General features: G+C 73.1%; 15 protein-coding genes. 3 read left to right on the forward strand and 12 right to left on the reverse strand.

Annotated elements, in window-relative coordinates; translation table 11 throughout:
- Positions 1-30: 30 nt before the first annotated feature.
- The gene (locus KGD84_RS29505) at positions 31-843 is read right to left on the reverse strand and encodes an NAD(P)H-binding protein (protein ID WP_220563592.1); all 813 of its coding nucleotides are present in this window, start codon (positions 841-843) and stop codon (positions 31-33) included.
- A 144-nt stretch (positions 844-987) separates the two neighbouring features.
- Between KGD84_RS29505 and KGD84_RS29510 the strand changes: the two genes are divergently transcribed.
- The 3 genes from KGD84_RS29510 (at position 988) to KGD84_RS29520 (ending at position 4,064) form a co-directional block, all read left to right on the forward strand.
- Positions 988-2,169, forward strand: coding sequence for a sensor histidine kinase (locus KGD84_RS29510; protein WP_220563593.1), 1,182 nt, complete (start codon positions 988-990; stop codon positions 2,167-2,169).
- Positions 2,166-2,852: a response regulator transcription factor gene (locus KGD84_RS29515; protein WP_220563594.1), complete on the forward strand. Its 687-nt coding sequence runs from the start codon at positions 2,166-2,168 to the stop codon at positions 2,850-2,852. Before KGD84_RS29510 ends, KGD84_RS29515 begins: the two co-directional genes overlap by 4 nt.
- 270 nt (positions 2,853-3,122) lie before the next feature.
- A complete protein-coding gene (locus KGD84_RS29520; RefSeq protein WP_255646866.1) occupies positions 3,123-4,064 on the forward strand; it encodes a glutaminase in 942 nt (313 codons plus the stop codon).
- Positions 4,065-4,148: 84 nt separating this feature from the next.
- On the opposite strand, the gene KGD84_RS29525 is transcribed toward KGD84_RS29520, so the two are convergent.
- From KGD84_RS29525 to KGD84_RS29575, 11 genes are all read right to left on the reverse strand, one after another.
- Entirely contained in the window at positions 4,149-5,843 is a 1,695-nt protein-coding gene (locus KGD84_RS29525; protein ID WP_220563595.1) for a serine/threonine-protein kinase, read from the reverse strand.
- Between the two features lie 246 nt (positions 5,844-6,089).
- Positions 6,090-7,337 (reverse strand): cytochrome P450 family protein, encoded by a 1,248-nt coding sequence (locus tag KGD84_RS29530; protein WP_220565375.1) that lies wholly within the window; start codon positions 7,335-7,337, stop codon positions 6,090-6,092.
- 283 nt (positions 7,338-7,620) lie between these two features.
- A complete protein-coding gene (locus tag KGD84_RS29535; RefSeq protein WP_255646867.1) occupies positions 7,621-9,840 on the reverse strand; it encodes a heavy metal translocating P-type ATPase in 2,220 nt (739 codons plus the stop codon).
- A gap of 103 nt (positions 9,841-9,943) precedes the next feature.
- Entirely contained in the window at positions 9,944-10,159 is a 216-nt protein-coding gene (locus tag KGD84_RS29540; protein WP_220563596.1) for a heavy-metal-associated domain-containing protein, read from the reverse strand.
- Between the two features lie 189 nt (positions 10,160-10,348).
- The gene (locus KGD84_RS29545; protein ID WP_220563597.1) at positions 10,349-10,948 is read right to left on the reverse strand and encodes a GNAT family N-acetyltransferase; all 600 of its coding nucleotides are present in this window, start codon (positions 10,946-10,948) and stop codon (positions 10,349-10,351) included.
- A 164-nt stretch (positions 10,949-11,112) separates the two neighbouring features.
- On the reverse strand, positions 11,113-11,394 hold the full coding sequence (locus KGD84_RS29550; RefSeq protein ID WP_220563598.1) for a GNAT family N-acetyltransferase: 282 nt from the start codon (positions 11,392-11,394) through the stop codon (positions 11,113-11,115).
- A gap of 123 nt (positions 11,395-11,517) precedes the next feature.
- Positions 11,518-12,465, reverse strand: a complete 948-nt coding sequence (locus KGD84_RS29555; protein WP_220563599.1) for a DUF5996 family protein — start codon at positions 12,463-12,465, stop codon at positions 11,518-11,520.
- Positions 12,466-12,514: 49 nt separating this feature from the next.
- Positions 12,515-13,267 carry a respiratory nitrate reductase subunit gamma gene (gene narI / locus KGD84_RS29560; protein ID WP_220563600.1) on the reverse strand — a complete coding sequence of 251 codons (753 nt, stop codon included), beginning with the start codon at positions 13,265-13,267 and terminating at the stop codon, positions 12,515-12,517.
- On the reverse strand, positions 13,264-14,067 hold the full coding sequence (narJ, locus tag KGD84_RS29565; RefSeq protein ID WP_220563601.1) for a nitrate reductase molybdenum cofactor assembly chaperone: 804 nt from the start codon (positions 14,065-14,067) through the stop codon (positions 13,264-13,266). The genes narI and narJ overlap by 4 nt, the downstream gene beginning before the upstream one ends.
- 10 nt (positions 14,068-14,077) lie before the next feature.
- On the reverse strand, positions 14,078-15,763 hold the full coding sequence (gene narH / locus KGD84_RS29570; protein WP_220565377.1) for a nitrate reductase subunit beta: 1,686 nt from the start codon (positions 15,761-15,763) through the stop codon (positions 14,078-14,080).
- A 56-nt stretch (positions 15,764-15,819) separates the two neighbouring features.
- A complete protein-coding gene (locus KGD84_RS29575) occupies positions 15,820-19,497 on the reverse strand; it encodes a nitrate reductase subunit alpha (RefSeq protein ID WP_220563602.1) in 3,678 nt (1,225 codons plus the stop codon).
- Between the last annotated feature and the right edge of the window lie 75 nt (positions 19,498-19,572).

The following is a 19,572-nucleotide window of genomic DNA, read 5'->3' on the forward strand; positions in this document are numbered from 1 at the left end:
GGGGGCCGGGCGTCCTCGTGTCCGTACCCGTCAGAGGGTGGACTCGCGGGCGAACCGGGCCAGCGGGATGGGCTCGCGGCCCAGCGCGGCGTGGACGTCGTCGGTGACCTCGGCGGCGCGGCCGCGGACGGCGGCGGCGAAGCGCTCGTTGAGGGTGTCGATGTAGCGCTCGCCCCAGCCGCGGTCGGAGGCCCGGAAGTAGAAGCGCGACTCGTCCACCGGCTTGAACCGCCACACCGGGCTGTCCGTGCCCCTGGTCCAGCGCACGACGGCGCCGACGGTCAGCGCCTGCGGTCCGGTGAGGGTGTACTCCTTGCCGCCGTGGTCGCCCACGAGCGACTCCACCGCGACGGCCGCGACGTCGCGGGCGTCCACGAAGCTGATCTCGGTGCGCCGCTTGACCGGCAGCTCCAGGCGCCCGTTGCGGGAGCGGGCCAGGTTGGCGAAGGTGCCCTCGGTGAAGTCCTGGAACAGCCAGTTGGGGCGCAGCACCGTCACCCGGCCGAACAGCTCCTTGGCCTTGAACTCGGCCGCCCGCTGGTCGGAGTCGGAGGGCGCGTGCTCGGTGCCCATCGCCGACATGACCACGGCCCGCTCCACCCCCGCCTCGGCGGCGCGCTCCAGGAAGGCGGCCACCCGGTGCCCCAGGGCCATGCCCACGGGGGTCACCACGAAGACGCCCGAGGCGCCCTCGAGCACCTCCGCCCAGTTGGAGGTGTCGGTCCAGTCCAACCGCCTCTCGGCGGTGCGCGAGGCACCGGCGGCGGGCAGGCCGCGCCGTTTCAGCTCGGTCAGGACTCGTCGGCCCACCATGCCGGTGGCTCCGGTCACCAGAGTGCTCATCGACTCCACGGTACCCACGGCGGCGACGGAAGTGGACGCGCACCGCGCGGATGGCGACCGAAGTAGGGAAGCCCGCCGCCATCGGTATCGTCCGCGTGTGCGAGGGGACCGCCGCGGCCTGCCGGAACATAGACTCGCGCTGATATGAACACCGTCACCGGGCCGTACAGGCGGGATGTGCGCGACTGGATCGTGGACCTGTCCATGTTCCTGCTCGCCCTCGTGTTCGCGGCCATGACGCTCCTGGACTTCCCGCCGCCGGGGCCTCCGCACGGTGACGTCCCCGTGATCACCGTGCCCGACCACCCCACCTGGTGGGAGGCGGCCGAACGGCTGGCGGCCCTGGCGGCCTGCACGTCCCTGTGGTGGCGGCGCCGATGGCCGGTCCAGATCGCCGTGTCCCTCATCGCGCTCTCGGTCGTGACGGACCTGGTCTCGGGCGCGCTGCTCATCGCCCTGTTCTCCCTGGCCCTGCACCGGCCGCCCAAGGTGAGCCTGGTGGTCTTCGGCCTGGGCATCGCCTCGGTGGGCCTGAAGTCGCTGGTGCTGCCCGACCCCCACCTGCCCGCCCTCATCGCCTTCCTGCTGAGCGTGGCCGTCCAGGGCGCGGTCATCGGCTGGGGGCTGAGCGTCCACCACCGCCGGGAGCTGGTGGACTCCCTGCGCGAGCGGGCCGTGCACGCCGAGACGGAGGCGCAGCTGCGCGCCGAGCACGCCCAGCACCAGGTGCGCGAGGCCATGGCGCGGGAGATCCACGACGTGCTCGGGCACCGGCTGTCGCTGCTGAGCGTGCACGCGGGCGCCCTGGAGTACCGGCCGGACGCGCCCGCGGAGGAGATCGCGCGCTCGGCGAAGGTGATCCGCGAGAGCGCCCACCAGGCCCTCCAGGACCTGCGCGAGGTGATCGGGGTGCTGCGCGCGCCGGTGGGCGAGCTGCCCCAGCCGACCATGGCGGACCTGCGCCAGCTGGTGGAGGAGGCCGACGAGGCCGGGGCGCGGGTGGCGTTCACCGAGGACTACGACGGGACCGTCCCGGACCGGACGGGGCGCACCGCCTACCGGATCGTGCAGGAGGGGCTGACGAACGTGCGCAAGCACGCCCCGGGCGCGGACACGCGGGTGTCGGTGCGGGGCGCGCCCGGGGAGGGCCTGACCGTGGAGGTGCGCAACGGCCGCGCCCCGGCCCCGGTGCCGCGGGGCGGCTCCGACGGCCAGGGGCTGGTGGGCCTGACCGAGCGGGTGTCGCTGCTGTCGGGCCGGCTGGAGCACGGCCCCACGCCCGGAGGTGGCTGGCGCCTGTCCGCTTGGCTACCGTGGCCCGCATGAGCGAGGCGCAGCGCGACCACCGGGACATCGGCGTGGTCATCGTCGACGACGACGCACTGGTCCGGGTGGGGCTGGTGATGATGATGGGCGGGGCACCCGACATCAAGGTCCTGGCGGAGGCGGAGGACGGGGGCAGGGTCCTGGACCTGGTGGAGCGGTACTCCCCCGACGTGGTCCTCATGGACATCCGGATGCCCACCGTGGACGGGCTGACCGCCACCGAGCGGCTGCGGGCGCTGGAGGACCCGCCGGAGGTGCTGGTGCTGACCACGTTCGACGCCGACGAGCACGTGCTGCGGGCGCTGCGGGCGGGCGCGGCCGGGTTCCTGCTCAAGGACACCCCGCCCGCGGAGATCGTGGAGTCGGTGCGCCAGGTGGCGCGGGGCATGTCCGTGCTGTCTCCCACGGTGACGCGGCGGCTGGTGGAGCGGGTGGGCGACAGCGACGCGGACGCGCGGGCCGACCGGGCGCGGGGGCGGCTGGCCGGCCTCAACGCCCGGGAGCTGGAGGTGGCGGTGGCGGTGGGCCAGGGCCGGTCCAACGCCGACATCGCGGCGTCGCTGTTCCTGAGCGTGCCGACGGTCAAGACGCACGTGTCGAGCATCCTCACCAAGCTGGGGCTGAACAACCGGGTGCAGGTCGCCCTGCTGGTGCACGACGCCCGCCTCGTCCAGGACGGCTAGCCGCGTTCTCTCGAACCTCCGCTGCGCTTCGGCCCGCCGGGCGCCTCACGGACCCCCGGCGGCGCGGGAGGCCATCCGAGAACAGGCCCTGGGCGCCCCTGCCCGACACGCCGGGCGCGGTAGCGGCCCCCGCCGGGGCCCCGCCCGTACTGTGAGCGACCGGAGCGGCACCAGGAACAGGGGGAGGGGTCCGGTGAGCGGTTCCACGCCAGGCCGCGGCGGCGGCCGCATCCGGGGGGCGGCGCGCCGGGGCGCGCCCGGGAGCGGCCGGTGAGCCCCGCGTCCGGGCCGCCCGGCGACATCGACCTGGACGACGTCCTCACCGCCGTGATGGCGCGGGTCCGCCCGCACATCGGCGAGGGGAAGGTCGCCGACTACATCCCGGAGCTGGGGCGGGTGGACCCGGCCCGCTTCGGGTTCGCGGTGGCGGCCGCGGACGGGTCGGTGCACACCGTCGGCGACACCGGTGTTCGCTTCTCCATGCAGAGCATCACCAAGGTGTTCACCCTGGCGCTGGTCACCCAGGCGGGCGAGACGCACATCTGGGACCGGGTGCACCGGGAGCCCTCCGGCAGCGCGTTCAACTCGCTCTACCAGCTGGAGTTCGAGAACGGCGTCCCGCGCAACCCGTTCATCAACCCGGGCGCGATCGTGGTCACCGACGAGCTGCTGGCCAACACCGGGGACGCGTTCGCCGCCCTGCGCGGGCTGCTGCGCGCCGAGACCGGCAACCCGGACCTGGACGCCGACGGGGTGACCGCCCGCTCGGAGCTGGAGACGGGCGACCGCAACAGGTCGCTGGCCTACCTGATGGCGGGGTTCGGGAACATGCGCAACCCCGTCCCGGAGGTGCTGGACCACTACTTCAGGCAGTGCTCCATCACCATCAGCACCGAGGAGCTGGCCCGGGCGGGGCTGCTGCTGGCCCGGCACGGGGTGCGGGCGGACGGAAGCCGGATGATCGACCGGAACGCCGCCCGGCGCATCATGGCGATCATGCTCACCTGCGGCACCTACGACGCGGCGGGCGAGTTCGCCTACCGGGTGGGGCTGCCCTGCAAGAGCGGGGTGGGCGGCGGCATCCTGGCCATCGTGCCGGGCCGCTACTCCGTCGCCGCCTGGGGGCCGGGCCTGGACGCCAAGGGGAACTCGGTGACGGGCGCCCTGGCCCTGGACACGTTCACGCAGGTGACGAACTGCTCGGTGTTCTGACCGCCCGGCGCCCCGGCCCCCGGTGTCCCGGCCGGCCGCGCGGGCCCCGGGAGGCTCCCCGGGGCCCGCGGCGCGGCGGGCGTCTCAGGCGGCGGGGACGAAGGTCTCCGAGATCCGGTCCAGCAGCTCCCGGTTGATGTCGGCGTGGTCGTTGTCGGCCACCAGGAAGAGGGCGTAGCCCTTCTCCTCGGTGTGGAAGCCGCGGTTGACGGCGTGCATGCGCCCGTTGCGGCCGTCGTAGGTGAACTCCCAGTCGGCGGCGGTGATGTAGGCGTCGGTCCAGTCGTCCTCGACCTCCTCGATGCCGACCAGCTCGTAGCCCGGGAAGTTGCCGCTGCCGATCGGCTCGAAGTCGCGCCAGTCCTGGGCGGCGTCCGGGCCGGGGTCGTCGGTCTGGTCGACGAGCAGGTAGCCGCCGTCGGGGTTGTCGAAGTAGACCATGTGGCCCTCCCGGCGCAGGGTCCAGCCGTCCGGGTACTCCACGGTGAAGCCGCTGGAGTCCTCGTGGACCGCCAGGCCGCCCGCCCAGGGGTCCTCTTCCTCCTCCTGCTCCTCGGGCGACTCCGAGGGCTCCTCCTCGGGCTCGCCGCCGCCGTCCCCGCCGTCCCCGCCGGCGGGCGGCTCGGACTCCTCCTCCGGTGGGGCGGCCGCCCCGGACTCCTGCTGGGAGACCAGTCCGGCACCGGAGGCGCCGCTCCGGTTCATGCTGATGTAGAGCGTCGTCCCGGCGGCGACCACCAGGACCACGAGGGCCGCTGCGACCACGAGCAGGCCGCGCTGCCGGGACCGGTCCCGTTCGGTGCCGCGGGGCGCCGCTGCGGGGGCCGGTGCGGCCGGTTCCGGGGCGGGCGGCGGGGCGGCCGCCAGGGCCGCCTCCTCGGACCGCGGTTCCGCGGTCGGCACCGTCGTGGTGAGGGTCGGCGCCACCGGGGCGGGGGCGGCCGCCTCGGCGCGGTCCCGGATCTCCCGCAGCCGGGCCCGGACCGCGTCGATGCCGGGCCGGTCCTCCGGCTTCTTGGCGCACAGCTCCCGCAGCAGCGGGGCCAGGGGTCCGGCGTTGACCGGGGCCGGCAGCTCCTGGGTGACGATCGCGGTCAGCGTCGCCACCGGGGTGGGCCGGTCGAAGGGCAGGGTCCCCTCCAGCGCCTGGAACAGGGTGATGCCCAGGGACCACACGTCCGAGGCGGGGGTGGCGGAGTGCCCGTGGGCGATCTCCGGGGCCAGGTAGCTGGGCGAGCCGATGAGCAGCCCGGTACTGGTCAGGTGGGTGGAGCCGTCCAGGTGGGCGATGCCGAAGTCGGTGAGCACCGCCCGGCCCCTGCCGTCGATGAGCACGTTGCCGGGCTTGATGTCGCGGTGGACGATGCCGCTCGCGTGCGCCTCGGACAGCCCGGCCGCCATCTGCTCGCCGATGTCGGCGACCCGCGCGACCGGCAGCACCCCGCCCTCGCGGATGACGTCGCCCAGGGAGGAGCCGCTGACCAGCTCCATGACGATCCACGGGCGGCCGTCCTCCTCGGCCACGTCGAACACGGTGATGATCGACGGGTGGCTGAGCTGGGCGGCGCTGCGCGCCTCGCGGAGCATGCGGGTGCGCAGGACCTCCACCTCGTGCGCGGGCAGGTTCGGCGGGGTGGTCAGCTCTTTGACGGCGACCGGCCGGTCCAGGAGGGTGTCACTGCCCTTCCAGACCCGGCCCATGCCGCCCGCGCCGATGACCTCGTCCAGGCGGTACCGGTTGGCCAGGAGTCGACCGGAGTCGGCTTCCGAACTGTTCATGGGCGCGCGATCCTCTGCGGGGAAGGGCGTACAGGGGAGAAGACGGGTGTGCGGGGGAGAAGTCTGGAGCGGCCGGGGGACCGAGAGAGAATTCTAGGTTCCCCGGAGGGCGCTCGACCCTCCTCCCGGGGGTACCGGTCTCCTCCCTTCGAGGTGACATAACCCCGCAAACCGTCCTGACATGCGACGATTCCGCCGCGGCGGCCCGCCGAGGGGCCGGTTCGGCGGGGCCGGTACCCGGGCGTGTCAGCCCCGGCGCACCAGCAGCCTCTTCAGGAGGTTCGACAGGGCCGGCACCGCGCCGCCCCGGGCGGGTTCGGCGGGGGGCGCGGGTGCGGGCTCGGGCTCGGGGGCCGGGGCGGCGGGCGCCTGCGGGGTGAAGCGGACCGGGAGGGAGACCGGGGACCAGGACAGGGTGGCCAGCCGCCACCGCAGGTCCTCCGGGGGGACGGCCAGGGCCGGGTCGGGCAGCCGCTCCAGGATCCGGCGTGTGGCGATGGTCGCGATCGCGGTCGCCTCGTCGCGGGCGGGGCAGCGGTGGGGGCCGGCCCCCCAGGCCACGTGGGCGCGGTTGGCCCCGTCGGCCACCTGCTCGGCGTTCTCCCTCTGGAAGAAGTGGTTGGCGGCGGCGAAGGCGAGCAGGATGGGCGACCCGGCCTCGATGACGCGGCCGTTGTCCAGCGGGACGTCGACGCGGGGGTAGATCACCGGGTAGTTGGTGATCGGCGGGTCGCGCCACAGCACCCGCTCCACCAGGTCGCTCAGAGCGGCCGGGGAGGGGCCGCCGGGGACGCGCAGGGACGGGTCGGCCAGGACGGCCCGCAGGGCGGAGTCGATGAGGGCGGCGGTCGGCTCGTTGGCGGCCGCGATGACGAGGAGGAGCTGCATGATGACCTCCTCGTCCGAGAGCCCGGCGCGGTGCCGGATCAGGCGGCTGGTGAGGTCGTCGCCGGGTTCGCGGTGCTTGGCGTCCACGACCTCCGACAGCGCGCGCTCGGCTTCGGCGTTGGAGCGCTCGGCGTCCACCCCGGCCCACAGGTTGCGCATGGCGGCGACGAACCGCAGCCCCTGGTCCTCGTCCATGCCGAACAGGTCGTTCATGACCAGCAGCGGCAGCATCCGCGCGTACTCGTTGAGCAGGTCGGCCCGGCCGCGCGCGCAGAACTCGTCGATGAGCCGGTCGGCGTAGCGGGTGGTGACGGAGGCCAGGTGCGCGGGGGTGACCGCGCCCAGGGCGTCGGTGATCGCACGGCGCAGCCGCTGGTGCTCGGCCCCGTCCAGGAACAGGGCGCTGGCACGGGGCGCCATCATCGGCAGCAGGGGGTCGTCGGGGCCGATCCGGCCCTCGGTGAAGTCCCGCCACAGCCGTGCGTCGTGCGTGAACGTGGTGGTGTCCCGCGACCAGGAGATCAGGGTGGCGTAGTCGGTGACGACCCAGCCGCGCACCCCGGGCGAGAGCTCGGCGGGGACCACCGGCCCGTGGTCCGCGCGCATCTTCGCGTAGACGCCGTACGGGTCGGGGTGCGGCTCACTCTGGTACAGCGCGGCGTGGGGGCATCCTGAAGACACGGCGACCTCGGGGAGTGGGCTGACGCGGCCTGGACACGGCGGCCCCGGACGTACCCGGCCCGGAACCCCTGCGGGTGTGCGGGCTCACACTAGCGCCCGGGGTCCCGCCGGGGCGAGGCCCGCCCCCTCCCGTGGCCCGCCGCCCGCCCTGCGGCCTGGGGCGATGCCGCCGTGACCGGTCCCGGCCACGGCGGCGGGCATCCGCGGCTCAGCGGCCGAAGCGGTGCAGCCGCTGGCTGTTGGTCACCACGAACACGCTGGACACCGCCATGGCGGCACCGGCCAGCATCGGGTTGAGCAGTCCCGCGGCGGCCAGCGGGATGGCGGCCGCGTTGTAGGCGAAGGCCCAGAAGAGGTTGCCCTTGATGGTGTTGAGGGTGCGGCGGGAGAGGCGGATGGCGTCGGCCGCCGCACGCAGGTCGCCGCGCACTAGGGTGAGGTCGGATGCCTCGATGGCGACGTCAGTGCCGGTGCCCATGGCCAGGCCCAGGTCGGCGCGGGCCAGGGCGGCGGCGTCGTTGACGCCGTCGCCGACCATGGCCACGGTGCGCCCCTCGGCCTGGAGGCGTTCGACCACCGCGACCTTGTCCCGGGGCATGACCTCGGCGATGACCTCCTCGATGCCCACCTCGTCGGCCACCGTCCGGGCCACGGCCTCGTTGTCACCGGTCAACAGGATCGGGGTCAGACCCAGCTCCCGGAAGGAGCGGACGGCCTCGGCACTGGTGGGCTTGACGGTGTCGGAGACCACGAGAACACCCCGGGCGGCGCCGTCCCAGCCGACGGCCACGGCGGTGCGGCCCTGGTTCCGGGCCTCCTTCAGTGCCTGGACGAGGTCCTCGCCCAGCGGCTGTGACCGCTCCCGGAGCAGCGCGGGGCGGCCGACCAGGACGGTGCGGCCGTCGACGATGCCCTGCACGCCCAGGCCCTCGACGTTGGCGAAGTCCTCGGGGACCGGCAGGGTGCCGCGGGCGGCGGCCGCGGTGGCGACGGCTTTGGCGATGGGGTGCTCGGAGGCGTTCTCCAGGGCCCCGGCCAGCCGCAGCACCTCGTCCCCGTCCTCGCCCTCGGCGGCGACGACCTCCACCAGCGCCATGGTGCCGGTGGTGACGGTGCCGGTCTTGTCCAGCACGACCGTGTCGATGCGGCGGGTGGTCTCCAGGACCTCCGGGCCCTTGATGAGGATCCCCATCCGGGCGCCGCGCCCGGTGCCGACCAGCAGCGCGGTCGGGGTGGCCAGGCCCAGGGCGCAGGGGCAGGCGATGATGAGCACCGCGACCGCCGCGGTGAAGGCGGCGGTGGCGGGTTCGCCGACACCGAGCCAGAAGCCGAGGGTGGCGACGGCGATCATGATGGCGACGGGGACGAAGACGCCCGAGACCCGGTCGGCCAGGCGCTGGACCTCGGCCTTGCCGTTCTGCGCGTCCTCGACCAGGCGGGCCATCTGCGCGAGCTGCGTGTCGGATCCGACGCGGGAGGCGCGCACGACCAGGCGTCCGCCGGCGTTGACCGTGGCACCCACCACGGCGTCGCCCGGGCCGACCTCGACCGGCACGGACTCGCCGGTGAGCATGCTCATGTCGACGGCGGAGGTGCCCTCCTCCACGGTCCCGTCGGTGGCGACCTTCTCACCAGGCCGCACCACGAACCGGTCGCCCACCACGAGCCGGTCCACGGGCACGGCGACCTCGCGGTCACCGCGCAGGACGGCCACCTCCTTGGCTCCCAGCTCCATGAGGGCGCGCAGGGCGGCGCCGGCCCGGCGCTTGGACCGGGCCTCGAAGTACTTGCCCAGGAGGATGAAGGAGGTGACCCCGGCGGCGACCTCCAGGTAGATGTCGGCGGAGCCGTCGGTGCGGGCGATGGTGAGCTCGAACGGGTGCGTCATCCCCGGCTCGCCCGCGGTGCCGAGGAACAGCGCGTACAGGGACCACAGGAACGCGGCGGAGACACCCAGCGAGACCAGGGTGTCCATGGTGGCGGTGCCGAGCCTGAGGTTCTTCCAGGCGGCGACGTGGAAGGGCAGCGCGCCCCACACGACGACCGGGGCGGCCAGCGCGAGCGAGGCCCACTGCCAGTAGGTGAACTGGAGCGCGGGGACCATCGCCATCGCGATGACCGGTACCGACAGCAGGAGGGAGACGGCGGCCCGGTCGCGCAGCGGCCGGGCCGGGTCGTCCGGCTCGGCGCCGGGCTCCGGGCCGGTCCGGGGAGGACGGGGCACCTCGGCGGTGTACCCGGCCTTCTCGACCTGGGCGATCAGCTCCTCCACCGCCAGGGGCTCGCCGTCGAAGGAGACCCTGGCCTTCTCGGTGGCGAAGTTGACGGTGGCGGTGACGCCGTCCAGCCGGTTGAGGCGCTTCTCGACACGGTTGGCGCAGGCGGCACAGGTCATGCCGCCGATCGCCAGCTCGACCGGTGCGCTCATCCGTCCTGTCCCCCTCCTGCGGCGGGATACGGGTCCGGCCCGCGGGCCGGCTCCGGCCACGAGGCCGCGGGCGCCGCGCCCCGGCTCCGTGGCCGCCCGCGTCTCAGTCGCGCACCTCGTAGCCGGCCTCGTCGATGGCGGCGCGCACGGCGGCGTCGTCCACGGTGCCCTCGCCGGTGACGGTCACCTTCTTGGTGCCCAGGTCCACCTGGACGTCGGTGACGCCGGCGACCGTGCCGACCTCCTGGGTGATGGAGTTGACGCAGTGGCCGCAGCTCATGCCGTCGACGGTGTAAACAGCGGTGGTCGTGGTGGCCATTTCGCCTCCTGTAGTGACGTGCGACTGTCCCAGCACGACCGACTATACCCCTAGGGGGTATGAATTCGTCAAGCGGAACCGCCCGCGACGAACGTGTCCCTCCGCACATTACCCCAGGGGGGTACCGGGCGGTCAAAGGAAGGGGGCCCTCGGGCACGGCCCGGGCCCCCGTGCGAGCACCCCCGGGGGCTACTCCTGCTTCAGCTCCAGTCGGGCGATGATCCGTTCACTGGTGTGGTGGTCCGCCAGCGTGAAACCGGCCCGCCGGAACATCTCCACCGTTCCGGCGTACACCTCGGCGCTGGGTGCCCGGCCGCCGGCCGTGTCCACCGGGTAGGCCTCCAGCACCCGCGCCCCCTGCGCCCGGGCGTACTCGATCGCCCCGTCCAGCAGGCGGCCGCCCATCCCGCGGCGGCGGCGCCGCGGCGGCAGCCAGAAGCACACCAGGGACCACACCCCGGGCTCGTCCGGGTCGGCGGGGCGCAGCGTCCGGGACCGGGACAGCCGGATGTAGTCGCCGCGGGGCGCCACCGACACCCAGCCGCAGGGGCCCTCCTCGTCGTAGGCCAGCAGGCCCGGGATCCGGCCGTCGAGCGTGAGCCTGCGCAGTTCCTCCTTGTTGTCCGCACCCCGCCTGGACCGCTCGCACGTGGTGCTCTCCGTGTAGTCCTTGGCCCGCCTGCGGAAGAAGGTGCACCAGCAGTGCCCGTAGGCTCCGGTCGGCCCGAACAGGTTCTCCAGGTCGTCCCACCGCTCGGCGGTGGCGGGCTCGATGGAGACGATGGACATGGGGGGCTCCCTCTCGAACACAATGACCACCACTGTGACCCAGAACACTAGCGGTCATTCGCCGTGACCGAAAGAACACGGATGCAATCACATGGACGGAAAATCACGAAAGCACCCGCGCGTCCCCCTCATCCCGGTATCCCCTGCCGGGTGGGCGTTCCCGTTCACTGCACGAGGTCGGCGTACTCCTCGTTCTTGGCGATGTACGCCTGCGCGTAGGGGCAGACCGGCATGACCTTCAGCCCCTTGGCCCGCACGTCGTCCAGCGACCGGCGCATGAGCTCGGCCGCCACCCCGCGCCCCTGGTGGACGGGGTCCACCTCCACGTGGGGAAGCGCCAGCACCCCGTCCTCCAGGCGGTGGTAGGCCGAGAAGCCGACCACCTTCCCATCGACGCTGACCTCGTACCGCGAACGGTCCGGCACGTCGACGACCGTCAGGTCCATGGCTCTCCCTCGTTCGTGCGCGCCCGGTGCGCACACCTCACGAATGCCACTTTCCCACTCGGACCCCCCGCCCACACCCCGCCCCTCCTGCGGGCATGCGCCGGCGCCGGGCCCCGGCCCCGCTCAGTCCCCGGTGCGCCCGCCCGCGTAGGGGTCGGTGATCCCCTGAGGGCACGCCAGCCCCGCGACGTCCCACCCGGCCAGGGTGGCCCCCGCCAGGTACGCGCTCTCCAGGAACTCGAGCACCGACCCGACCGGGTCCGCCTCCTTGCGCGCGTCCGCGTACCGGTACAGCGCCAGGTGCCCCGAACCGCTCTCCACCCACTCGGCGGCGGCCGGCCTCAGGCGCTGCTCCGTCAGCCCCTCCGGCTCCGGAGCGGTGTAGGAGTAGAAGCACGGCTCGGGGACCCTGTCGTCGCCGAACCAGAAACCGGAGCTCACCACCTCCCGCGAGTACGCCTCGCGCACCAGCCCCCCGGCCTCCCGGGGCTGGCGCACCGGCTCCGGCGAGAACCGGGTGACCGCGATGTCGAAGGTGTGCCAGAAGTGGTGCACCGGGCTGGTCTTGCCGGAGAACCCGGAGGCGAACTCCTCCAGCACCAGGTTCACCCGGCTCAGCACCTGCCAGTACTTCAGCGCCTTGTCCGGGTCGTAGGCGGCGTGTTCGGTGTCCTGCGAGAACGGCCGCCCGTGGTCCGGCAGGTCGAACGGTGTGGCGTGGGGGATGCTCCCGTCGACCCCCAGCGAGTCCAGCGCCGACTGCAACGCCAGGTAGAACGTCGCCACGCTCTGCCCCTGAAGCGGGAACGACGCCTCCTTCCCGTCCACCGTCGCGGCGACCAGCCGGTGCCGCACGAAGTCGAAGTCCACCGTGAAGACCGGGTTGCCGTCGGACAGCCCCATCGGCCGCGTCGTGACCCCGCTCCCCGTCAGGTGGAACGGCACGTTCCACCAGTGGTTGCGCCGCGGGCTGTGGTGCAGCCGCACCTTGCCGACGATCTGCTCGAACCGGTGGATGGTCTGCTTGGTGTCGTCCCACTCCTGGAGCGGGAACGCCGGAAAGATCTCCATGCTCGGCCTCCTCCTCGAAAGCCCGCGGGGCCGGCCGCCGGCCCCGCGGTCACCAGCCGCGGCGGCCGGCCCGCTCGGCCTGCCCGGCCCCGCCCGTGTGCACGTCCCGGGTGCGGTACAGCACGTACGGCCGGAAGAGGTATCCCACCGGCGCGCTGAACATGTGCACCAAGCGCGTGAACGGCAGCAGCGCGAACAGCGCCAGCCCCATCAGCGCGTGCACCCGGTACGGGAGCTCCGCCGCGGCCATGGCCGCGATGTCCGGGCTGAGGATCCAGATGGACCGGAACCACGGCGACACCGTCTCCCGGTAGTCCTGCGAGTGCCCGCCCGCGACCTCCACCCCGGCGAAGTACACCGTCATGCCCAGCCCGGTGAGGATCGCCAGCACCAGCACCAGGTACATGACCTTGTCGTTGGCGGTGGTGGCGCTGAACACCGGGCCGGTGGTGCGGCGGCGCCACACCAGCAGCGCCACCCCGGCGAGCGTGCACACCCCGGCGACCAGCCCCAGGGACAGCGCGGTCACGTGGTACAGGGTGTCGGAGACCCCCAGCGCACGCGTCCAGGACTCCGGGACGAGCAGGCCGACCACGTGGCCGACGATCACCACCAGCAGGCCGAAGTGGAACAGCGGGCTGCCGATGCGCAGCAGCCGCGACTCGTACAGCTCCGAGGACCGCGTGGTCCACCCGAACCGGTCGTAGCGGAACCGCCAGACCAGGCCGCCCACCACGATGACGAGCACGACGTAGGGGAGGATCCCCCACAGGAAGAGGTCGGCCCCGCCGTACCCGGTCACCGGGCCTCCCCGTCCCGGGCCGTGCGCGGGTGCGGCACCGGGCCGTGGCCCCCGTCCCCGCAACCGCCCGGCCCGGCGCCCGTGTCCACCACCGGCAGCGGGTTGCGCACCCCGTAGGGCTCCAGCCCCACGTCCTCCGCGGGCGGCCCCTGCGCGACCAGCCGGTCCACCGCCTCCCGGTCGGCCGCGCGCTGCGGCGGCAGGGTCTGGAGGACCGCGTCCACCACACGCGCGTACGGCGTCCCGTACTCCTCCAGGGCCCGGGCCAGCAGGTCCAGCCCCGGCCGGAACCGCAGCAGCAGCTCCTCCCCCCGGGAGTCGGAGCCGCGGGCGGCGAACTCCAGCAGCACGGCCAGGTGGTCGGGTAGCTCGCCGGGGAGGACCTCCCAGCCCGCCTCCCGGTAGACCGCCTTGATCTCGGCCAGGGAGTGGCCGCGCCGCCGGGTGTCCCCGTCGGTGTAGTAGGTCATGTACAGCGACCTGCGCCGGCGCAGGTCGAAGACGTCGACGTAGTGGGCGCACAGCTCCAGCTCGGGTGTGGCGCAGGCGTGCTCGCAGAACTCGTGCAGGGCCTCGCGCACGGTCCCGCGGGGCAGTTCCGCGACCGCCAGGGCCACCAGCGGCAGCCGCTCGAAGAACGCCTGGTCGGGGTATCCGAGCAGGATGGACGCCGCCTGGTGGGTGACCGCCCTGCGGTGCACCCGCCGTGCGGACCGGCCGGCTCCGAGCCAGCCCGTCCTCTCCCGCCCGGACGCCGGCGCGGTCCCCCCTGACCCGGTCCTGTCGGTGGTGGTGCTCATTGCAACCCCCTCACGCGGGGCGGCCGGAGCCGCCTCCGCCGTCGGTGTCGTGGTCGCCCGCACGGGGCGGGAAGAGCCCGTCGGGCCGGCCGTTCCCGTCCCAGTTGAGGAGGTTCACCCTCCCCCTCTTGGTGGCGTGCTCGTCGCTGGACTGCCGGTCCGACAGCGCGTGGAAGGTCTCGACCGAGGCCGCGTCGGGGCGCCCGGACGCCTCGCCGAACGGCACCCCGCCCATCCCGCCCATGCCGGGGCCGCCCTCGAAGTCGAGGCTGCACCCGATCTCGTCGATGACCCCCCGGTCGGCGTCGTCCACCCCGTAGGCCGTGGGGATGACGTAGCGCTCGTCGTACTTGGCCAGTGCCATCAGGCGGTACATGTCCTCGATGTCGCGGCCGCTCATGCCCACCGCCTCGGCGATGGACGCGTCGCGCTCCCGGCCGAGGTTGATCCGGCGCATGTAGGAGCGCATGGCGGCCAGCCGGCGCAGCACCAGCCGCACCGGTTCCGGGTCGCCCGCCGTGAACAGCTCGGCCAGGTACTCCACGGGGATCCGCAGCGCGTCGATGGCGCCGAACAGGTTGTCGGCGTCCTCGCCGTCGTGCCCGGTCGAGGTGAGCGTGTCCACCACCGGCGACAGCGGCGGCACGTACCAGACCATCGGCATGGTGCGGTACTCCGGGTGCAGCGGCAGCGCCACCCCGAACCGCTTGGCCAGCGCGTACACCGGCGACCGGGACGCCGACTCCACCCACCGGTCCGGGATGCCGTCGCGGGCGGCGGCGGCGCGCACCGCCGGGTCGTCGGGGTCGAGGAACACGTCCAACTGGGCCCGGTAGAGCTCCTTCTCGTCCTCCACGGCGGCGGCCTCCCCCACCCGGTCCGCGTCGTAGAGGACGACCCCCAGGTAGCGCAGGCGCCCCACACAGGTCTCGGAGCACACCGTCGGCATGCCCACCTCGACCCGGGGGTAGCAGAACGTGCACTTCTCGGCCTTGCCGGTCTTGTGGTTGAAGTAGATCTTCTTGTACGGGCAGCCGGTGACGCACATCCGCCAGCCCCGGCAGCGGTCCTGGTCCACCAGCACGATGCCGTCCTCGGCCCGCTTGTACAGGGCGCCGCTGGGGCAGGTGGCCACGCACGACGGGTTGAGGCAGTGCTCGCAGATGCGCGGCAGGTAGAACATGAAGGTCTCCTCGTAGGAGAACCTCACCCTGTCCCCGAGCTTCTTCACGATCGGGTCGTGCCGGGCCAGTTCCGGCCCGCCCGCCAGGTCGTCGTCCCAGTTGGCGCTCCAGGTGACCGGCATGGGGTCGCCGGTGAGCGCCGAACGCGGCGAGGCGACCGGGAAGTCGTCGCCCAGCGGCGCGCTGAGGAGCGTGTCGTAGTCGTAGGTCCAGGGCTCGTAGTAGTCGTGGATGGAGGGCATCACGGGGTTGGCGAAGATCGTCGCCAGCCGTTTGAGCCGCCCTCCCGCCCGCGGCACCAGGCGCCCCCGGGAGGTGCGCACCCAACCGCCCCGCCACTTCTCCTGGTCCTGGTAGGTGCGCGGGTACCCCTGGCCGGGCCGGGTCTCGACGTTGTTGAACCAGGCGTACTCCACACCGCTGCGGTTGGTCCACGCCTGCTTGCAGGTGACCGAGCAGGTGTGGCAGCCGATGCACTTGTCGAGGTTCATGACCATGGCGACCTGCGCCATGACGCGCCCGACGGGCCGCCGTCCCGCCCGCTCCCCGGCGCTCCCCTGCGCGGTGCTCACCGGTAACGCACCTCCGTCGTCCTTTTGCGCACGACGGTGACCTCGTCGCGCTGGTTTCCGGTCGGTCCGAGGTAGTTGAAGGCGTACGTGAACTGCGCGTACCCGCCGATGAGGTGGGTGGGCTTGACCAGCAGCCGGGTGAGCGAGTTGTGGATGCCGCCGCGGCGGCCCGTCGTCTCGGTCAGGGGCACGTCGATGGTCCGCTCCTGGGCGTGGTACATGTACACCGTCCCGGTGGGCATGCGGTGCGAGACCACCAGGCGGGCGGCGACCACGCCGTTGCGGTTGACCGCCTCCACCCAGTCGTTGTCGGCGGCGCCGATGGCCTCGGCGTCGGCCGTGCTCATCCAGATGGTGGGGCCGCCCCGGGACAGGGTCTGCATGAGCAGGTTGTCCTGGTACTCGGAGTGGATGGACCACTTGGAGTGCGGGGTCAGGTAGCGCACGACCACCTCGCGCTGACCGGTCGGCCCGATCCGCGGCTCCCCGAACAGCCGGGAGATGTCCAGCGGCGGCCGGTACACCGGCAGCGCCTCGCCGAACTCCTGCATCCAGTCGTGGTCGAGGTAGAAGTGCTGGCGCCCGGTGAGGGTGTGCCAGGGCTTGTCGTGCTCCAGGTTGATCGTGAACGGCGAGTACCGGCGGTCGCTCGACTCCTTGCCGGACCACTCGGGGCTGGTGCCCACGGGCGTCGGACCGGTGCGGGCGTCGGCGAACACCACGCGCCGCTCGGCGGAGTGGGCGATGAGCTCGTCCATGTCGGTGCCGGTGCGCTCCGCGAGCCGCTCGAACCCCTGGGCGGCCAGCCGGCCGTTGCTGGTCCCCGACAGGGCGAGGATCATCTCGCACACCTTGACGTCGGTGTCCAGGGCGGGGCGGCCGTCCGCGACCCCGCCGTGCACCGTGCCGTTGCGCTCCCGCAGCCACTCCACCTCCTCGTCGGGGGTGAAGGACACGCCCTTGACCGGCAGCCCCTTGGTCTCGGCGAGCGGGCCCAGCGCCGCCATCTTCTGGGCGATCGCCGAGTAGTTGCGGCGCACCGCGACGATGCCGGGCATGGTGCGCCCCGGGACGGGGCGCACGCCCTCGGCCTTCCAGTCCGTCGGGACCCCGTGCGGCTGGGCGAGCTCCCCGGGCGTGTCGTGCTGGTGCGGGACCGCGACCAGGTCGGTGACCTCCCCCAGGTGCTCGGCGGCCAGGGTGCTGAACGCCTTGGCCAGCTCCTGGAAGATCGCGAAGTCGGTCCGGGCCTCCCAGGGGGGGTCGATCGCCGGGTTGAACGCGTGCACGTAGGGGTGCATGTCCGTGGTGGACAGGTCGTGCTTCTCGTACCAGGTCGCGGCCGGGAGCACGATGTCGGACAGCAGCGTGGTGCTGGTCATCCGGAAGTCCATGGACAGCAGCAGGTCGAGCTTGCCCTCGGGGATCCCGTCGCGCCAGGTCACCTCGGCCGGCCGGTCGTCGGGGCCCGCGGGCTCGGCCCGGAGGTTGGAGTGGGTGCCCAGCAGGTGCCTGAGGAAGTACTCGTTGCCCTTGGCCGAGGAGCCGAACAGGTTGGACCGCCAGACGGTGAGGGTCCTGGGCCAGTTCGCCGGGTCGTCGGGGTCCTCCGCCGCGAACCGCAGCGTCCCCTCGGCCAGCTGGTCGGCCACGTACTCGGCGGGGTCCCTGCCCAGCTCGGCCGCCTCCTTGCCCAGGTGGACGGGGTTGCGGTTGAACGTGGGGAAGGACGGCATCCACCCCATCCGCGCCGAGGCCGCCACCAGGTCCGCGGTATGGCGGCCCCGCAGCCTCCCCGGGCCCAGCGGCGTGGTGAGGGCGTCGGCCCGGTAGGTGTCGTAGCGCCACTGGTCGGTGTGCGTGTACCAGTAGGAGGTCCCGGCCATGAACCGGGGCGGGCGCGACCAGTCCATGCCGGAGGCGTAGGCCGCCCAGCCCGTGGCGGTGCGGCACTTCTCCTGGCCGACGTAGTGCGCCCAGCCGCCGCCGTTGACCCCCTGGCAGCCGGTGAGCAGCAGCAGCGCCAGGAAGGCCCTGTAGGCGTTCTCGCCGTGGAACCACTGGTTGGTGCCCGCGCCCAGGATGATCATGGCGCGGCCCCCGCTCGCCTCGGCGGTGTCGGCGAACTCGCGGGCGATCCGCTCGGCCCGCTCGGCCGGGACCCCGGTCAGCTCGGCCTGCCAGGCGGGGGTGCAGGGCTGGGAGGCGTCGTCGTAGCCGGTGGGCCAGGTGCCGGGCAGGCCCGACCGCCCCACCCCGTACTGGGCCAGGACCAGGTCGAACACGGTGGTGACCAGGCGCCCGCCCACCCGGCGGACCGGCACGCCCCGGGTGAGGACGCCTGCCTCTCCGGTAGGGGTGTCGAACCGGGTCAGGGCGATCTCGACGGCCTCGGCGCCCTCCTCGTAGAAGGTCAGCTCCGGGACCCGCCCCTCCAGGCGCAGGTTCCACTTGCCGACGCCGTCCTCGCCCCACCGGTGCCCGAGGGTCCCGTTGGGCGCGTAGGGGGCGTCCTCCCCGCGCGGCCACACGACGGGCTTGAAGTCGGCGTTGGCGACGCCCTCCGCGCCCGGCAGGTCGGCCGCGGTGAGGAACTTGCCCGGCACCCGGCGCCCGTCCCTCTCCTCGACCTCCACCAGGAACGGCAGGTCGGTGTAGGTGCGCGCGTAGGAGTCGAACCGGTCGACGGTCGCGTCGACGAACCGCTCCCTGAGGATGACGTGGCCCATCGCCATGGCCAGCGCCCCGTCGGTGCCCGGGTGCGGGGCCAGCCACTCGTCGGCGAACTTGGTGGCGTCGCTGTAGTCCGGGGAGACCACCACGACCTTCTGGCCCCGGTAGCGGGCCTCCGCCATCCAGTGCGCGTCCGGCGTGCGGGTGACCGGCACGTTGGAGCCCCACAGCACCAGGTAGGCGGCGTCCCACCAGTCCCCCGACTCAGGGACGTCGGTCTGGTCACCGAAGACCTGCGGTGACGCCACCGGCAGGTCGGCGTACCAGTCGTAGAACGACAGCATGGAGCCGCCGATCAGGTTGACGAACCGGGCGCCCGCCCCGTGGGAGACCATCGACATCGCCGGGATCGGCGAGAAGCCCGCGATCCGGTCCGGGCCGTAGCGCTTGATCGTCAGCACGTGCGAGGCGGCCGCGATCTCCAGCGCCTCCGCCCAGGTGGTGCGCACCAGGCCGCCCTTGCCGCGGGCCCGCTGGTAGCGGCGGCGCTTGGCGGGGTCGGTGGTGATCTCCTCCCAGGCCGCGACCGGGTCGCCCAGCCGGCCCTTCGCCTCCCGGTACATCTCGGCCAGCACCCCCCGCACGTAGGGATAGCGGACACGGGTCGGCGAATAGGTGTACCAGGAGAAGGCGGCACCGCGCGGACAGCCCCGGGGCTCGTATTCGGGACGGTCGGGACCCACCGACGGATAATCGGTCGCCTGGGTTTCCCAAGTGATGATCCCGTCTTTTACATAGACATCCCAAGAACAGGAACCGGTGCAGTTGACACCGTGCGTGGAACGCACGACGCGGTCGTGGCTCCAGCGGTCCCGATAGAAGACGTCACCTTCACGGCCCCCCTTTCTGACCTGGGCACGGTTCCCGTCCAGGGACTCCGATCCGGTCAGGTAGGTACCGAGGCGGAGCAGCGAGTCGCTCGCTTTGCCATTTGCCGCCATGAAGATGACACCCCGTTCAACAGCGCACTTCCCGCACCCGCCACATTCCGTTAATGAATATGCCTGTTCGGCTCG

The organism is Nocardiopsis changdeensis, assembly GCF_018316655.1.
In the GTDB taxonomy this organism is placed as follows: Bacteria; Actinomycetota; Actinomycetes; order Streptosporangiales; family Streptosporangiaceae; genus Nocardiopsis; species Nocardiopsis changdeensis.

Excerpts from the sequence above, each read along its gene's own strand:
- KGD84_RS29505 (WP_220563592.1), bottom strand. The coding sequence starts at position 843 with ATGAGCACTCTGGTGACCGGAGCCACCGGCATGGTGGGCCGACGAGTC.
- KGD84_RS29510 (WP_220563593.1), top strand. The coding sequence starts at position 988 with ATGAACACCGTCACCGGGCCGTACAGGCGGGATGTGCGCGACTGGATC.
- KGD84_RS29515 (WP_220563594.1), top strand. The coding sequence starts at position 2,166 with ATGAGCGAGGCGCAGCGCGACCACCGGGACATCGGCGTGGTCATCGTC.
- KGD84_RS29525 (WP_220563595.1), bottom strand. The coding sequence starts at position 5,843 with ATGAACAGTTCGGAAGCCGACTCCGGTCGACTCCTGGCCAACCGGTAC.
- KGD84_RS29530 (WP_220565375.1), bottom strand. The coding sequence starts at position 7,337 with ATGCGCGCGGACCACGGGCCGGTGGTCCCCGCCGAGCTCTCGCCCGGG.
- KGD84_RS29535 (WP_255646867.1), bottom strand. The coding sequence starts at position 9,840 with ATGAGCGCACCGGTCGAGCTGGCGATCGGCGGCATGACCTGTGCCGCC.
- KGD84_RS29540 (WP_220563596.1), bottom strand. The coding sequence starts at position 10,159 with ATGGCCACCACGACCACCGCTGTTTACACCGTCGACGGCATGAGCTGC.
- KGD84_RS29545 (WP_220563597.1), bottom strand. The coding sequence starts at position 10,948 with ATGTCCATCGTCTCCATCGAGCCCGCCACCGCCGAGCGGTGGGACGAC.
- KGD84_RS29550 (WP_220563598.1), bottom strand. The coding sequence starts at position 11,394 with ATGGACCTGACGGTCGTCGACGTGCCGGACCGTTCGCGGTACGAGGTC.
- KGD84_RS29555 (WP_220563599.1), bottom strand. The coding sequence starts at position 12,465 with ATGGAGATCTTTCCGGCGTTCCCGCTCCAGGAGTGGGACGACACCAAG.
- narJ (WP_220563601.1), bottom strand. The coding sequence starts at position 14,067 with ATGAGCACCACCACCGACAGGACCGGGTCAGGGGGGACCGCGCCGGCG.
- narH (WP_220565377.1), bottom strand. The coding sequence starts at position 15,763 with ATGGCGCAGGTCGCCATGGTCATGAACCTCGACAAGTGCATCGGCTGC.
- KGD84_RS29575 (WP_220563602.1), bottom strand. The coding sequence starts at position 19,497 with ATGGCGGCAAATGGCAAAGCGAGCGACTCGCTGCTCCGCCTCGGTACC.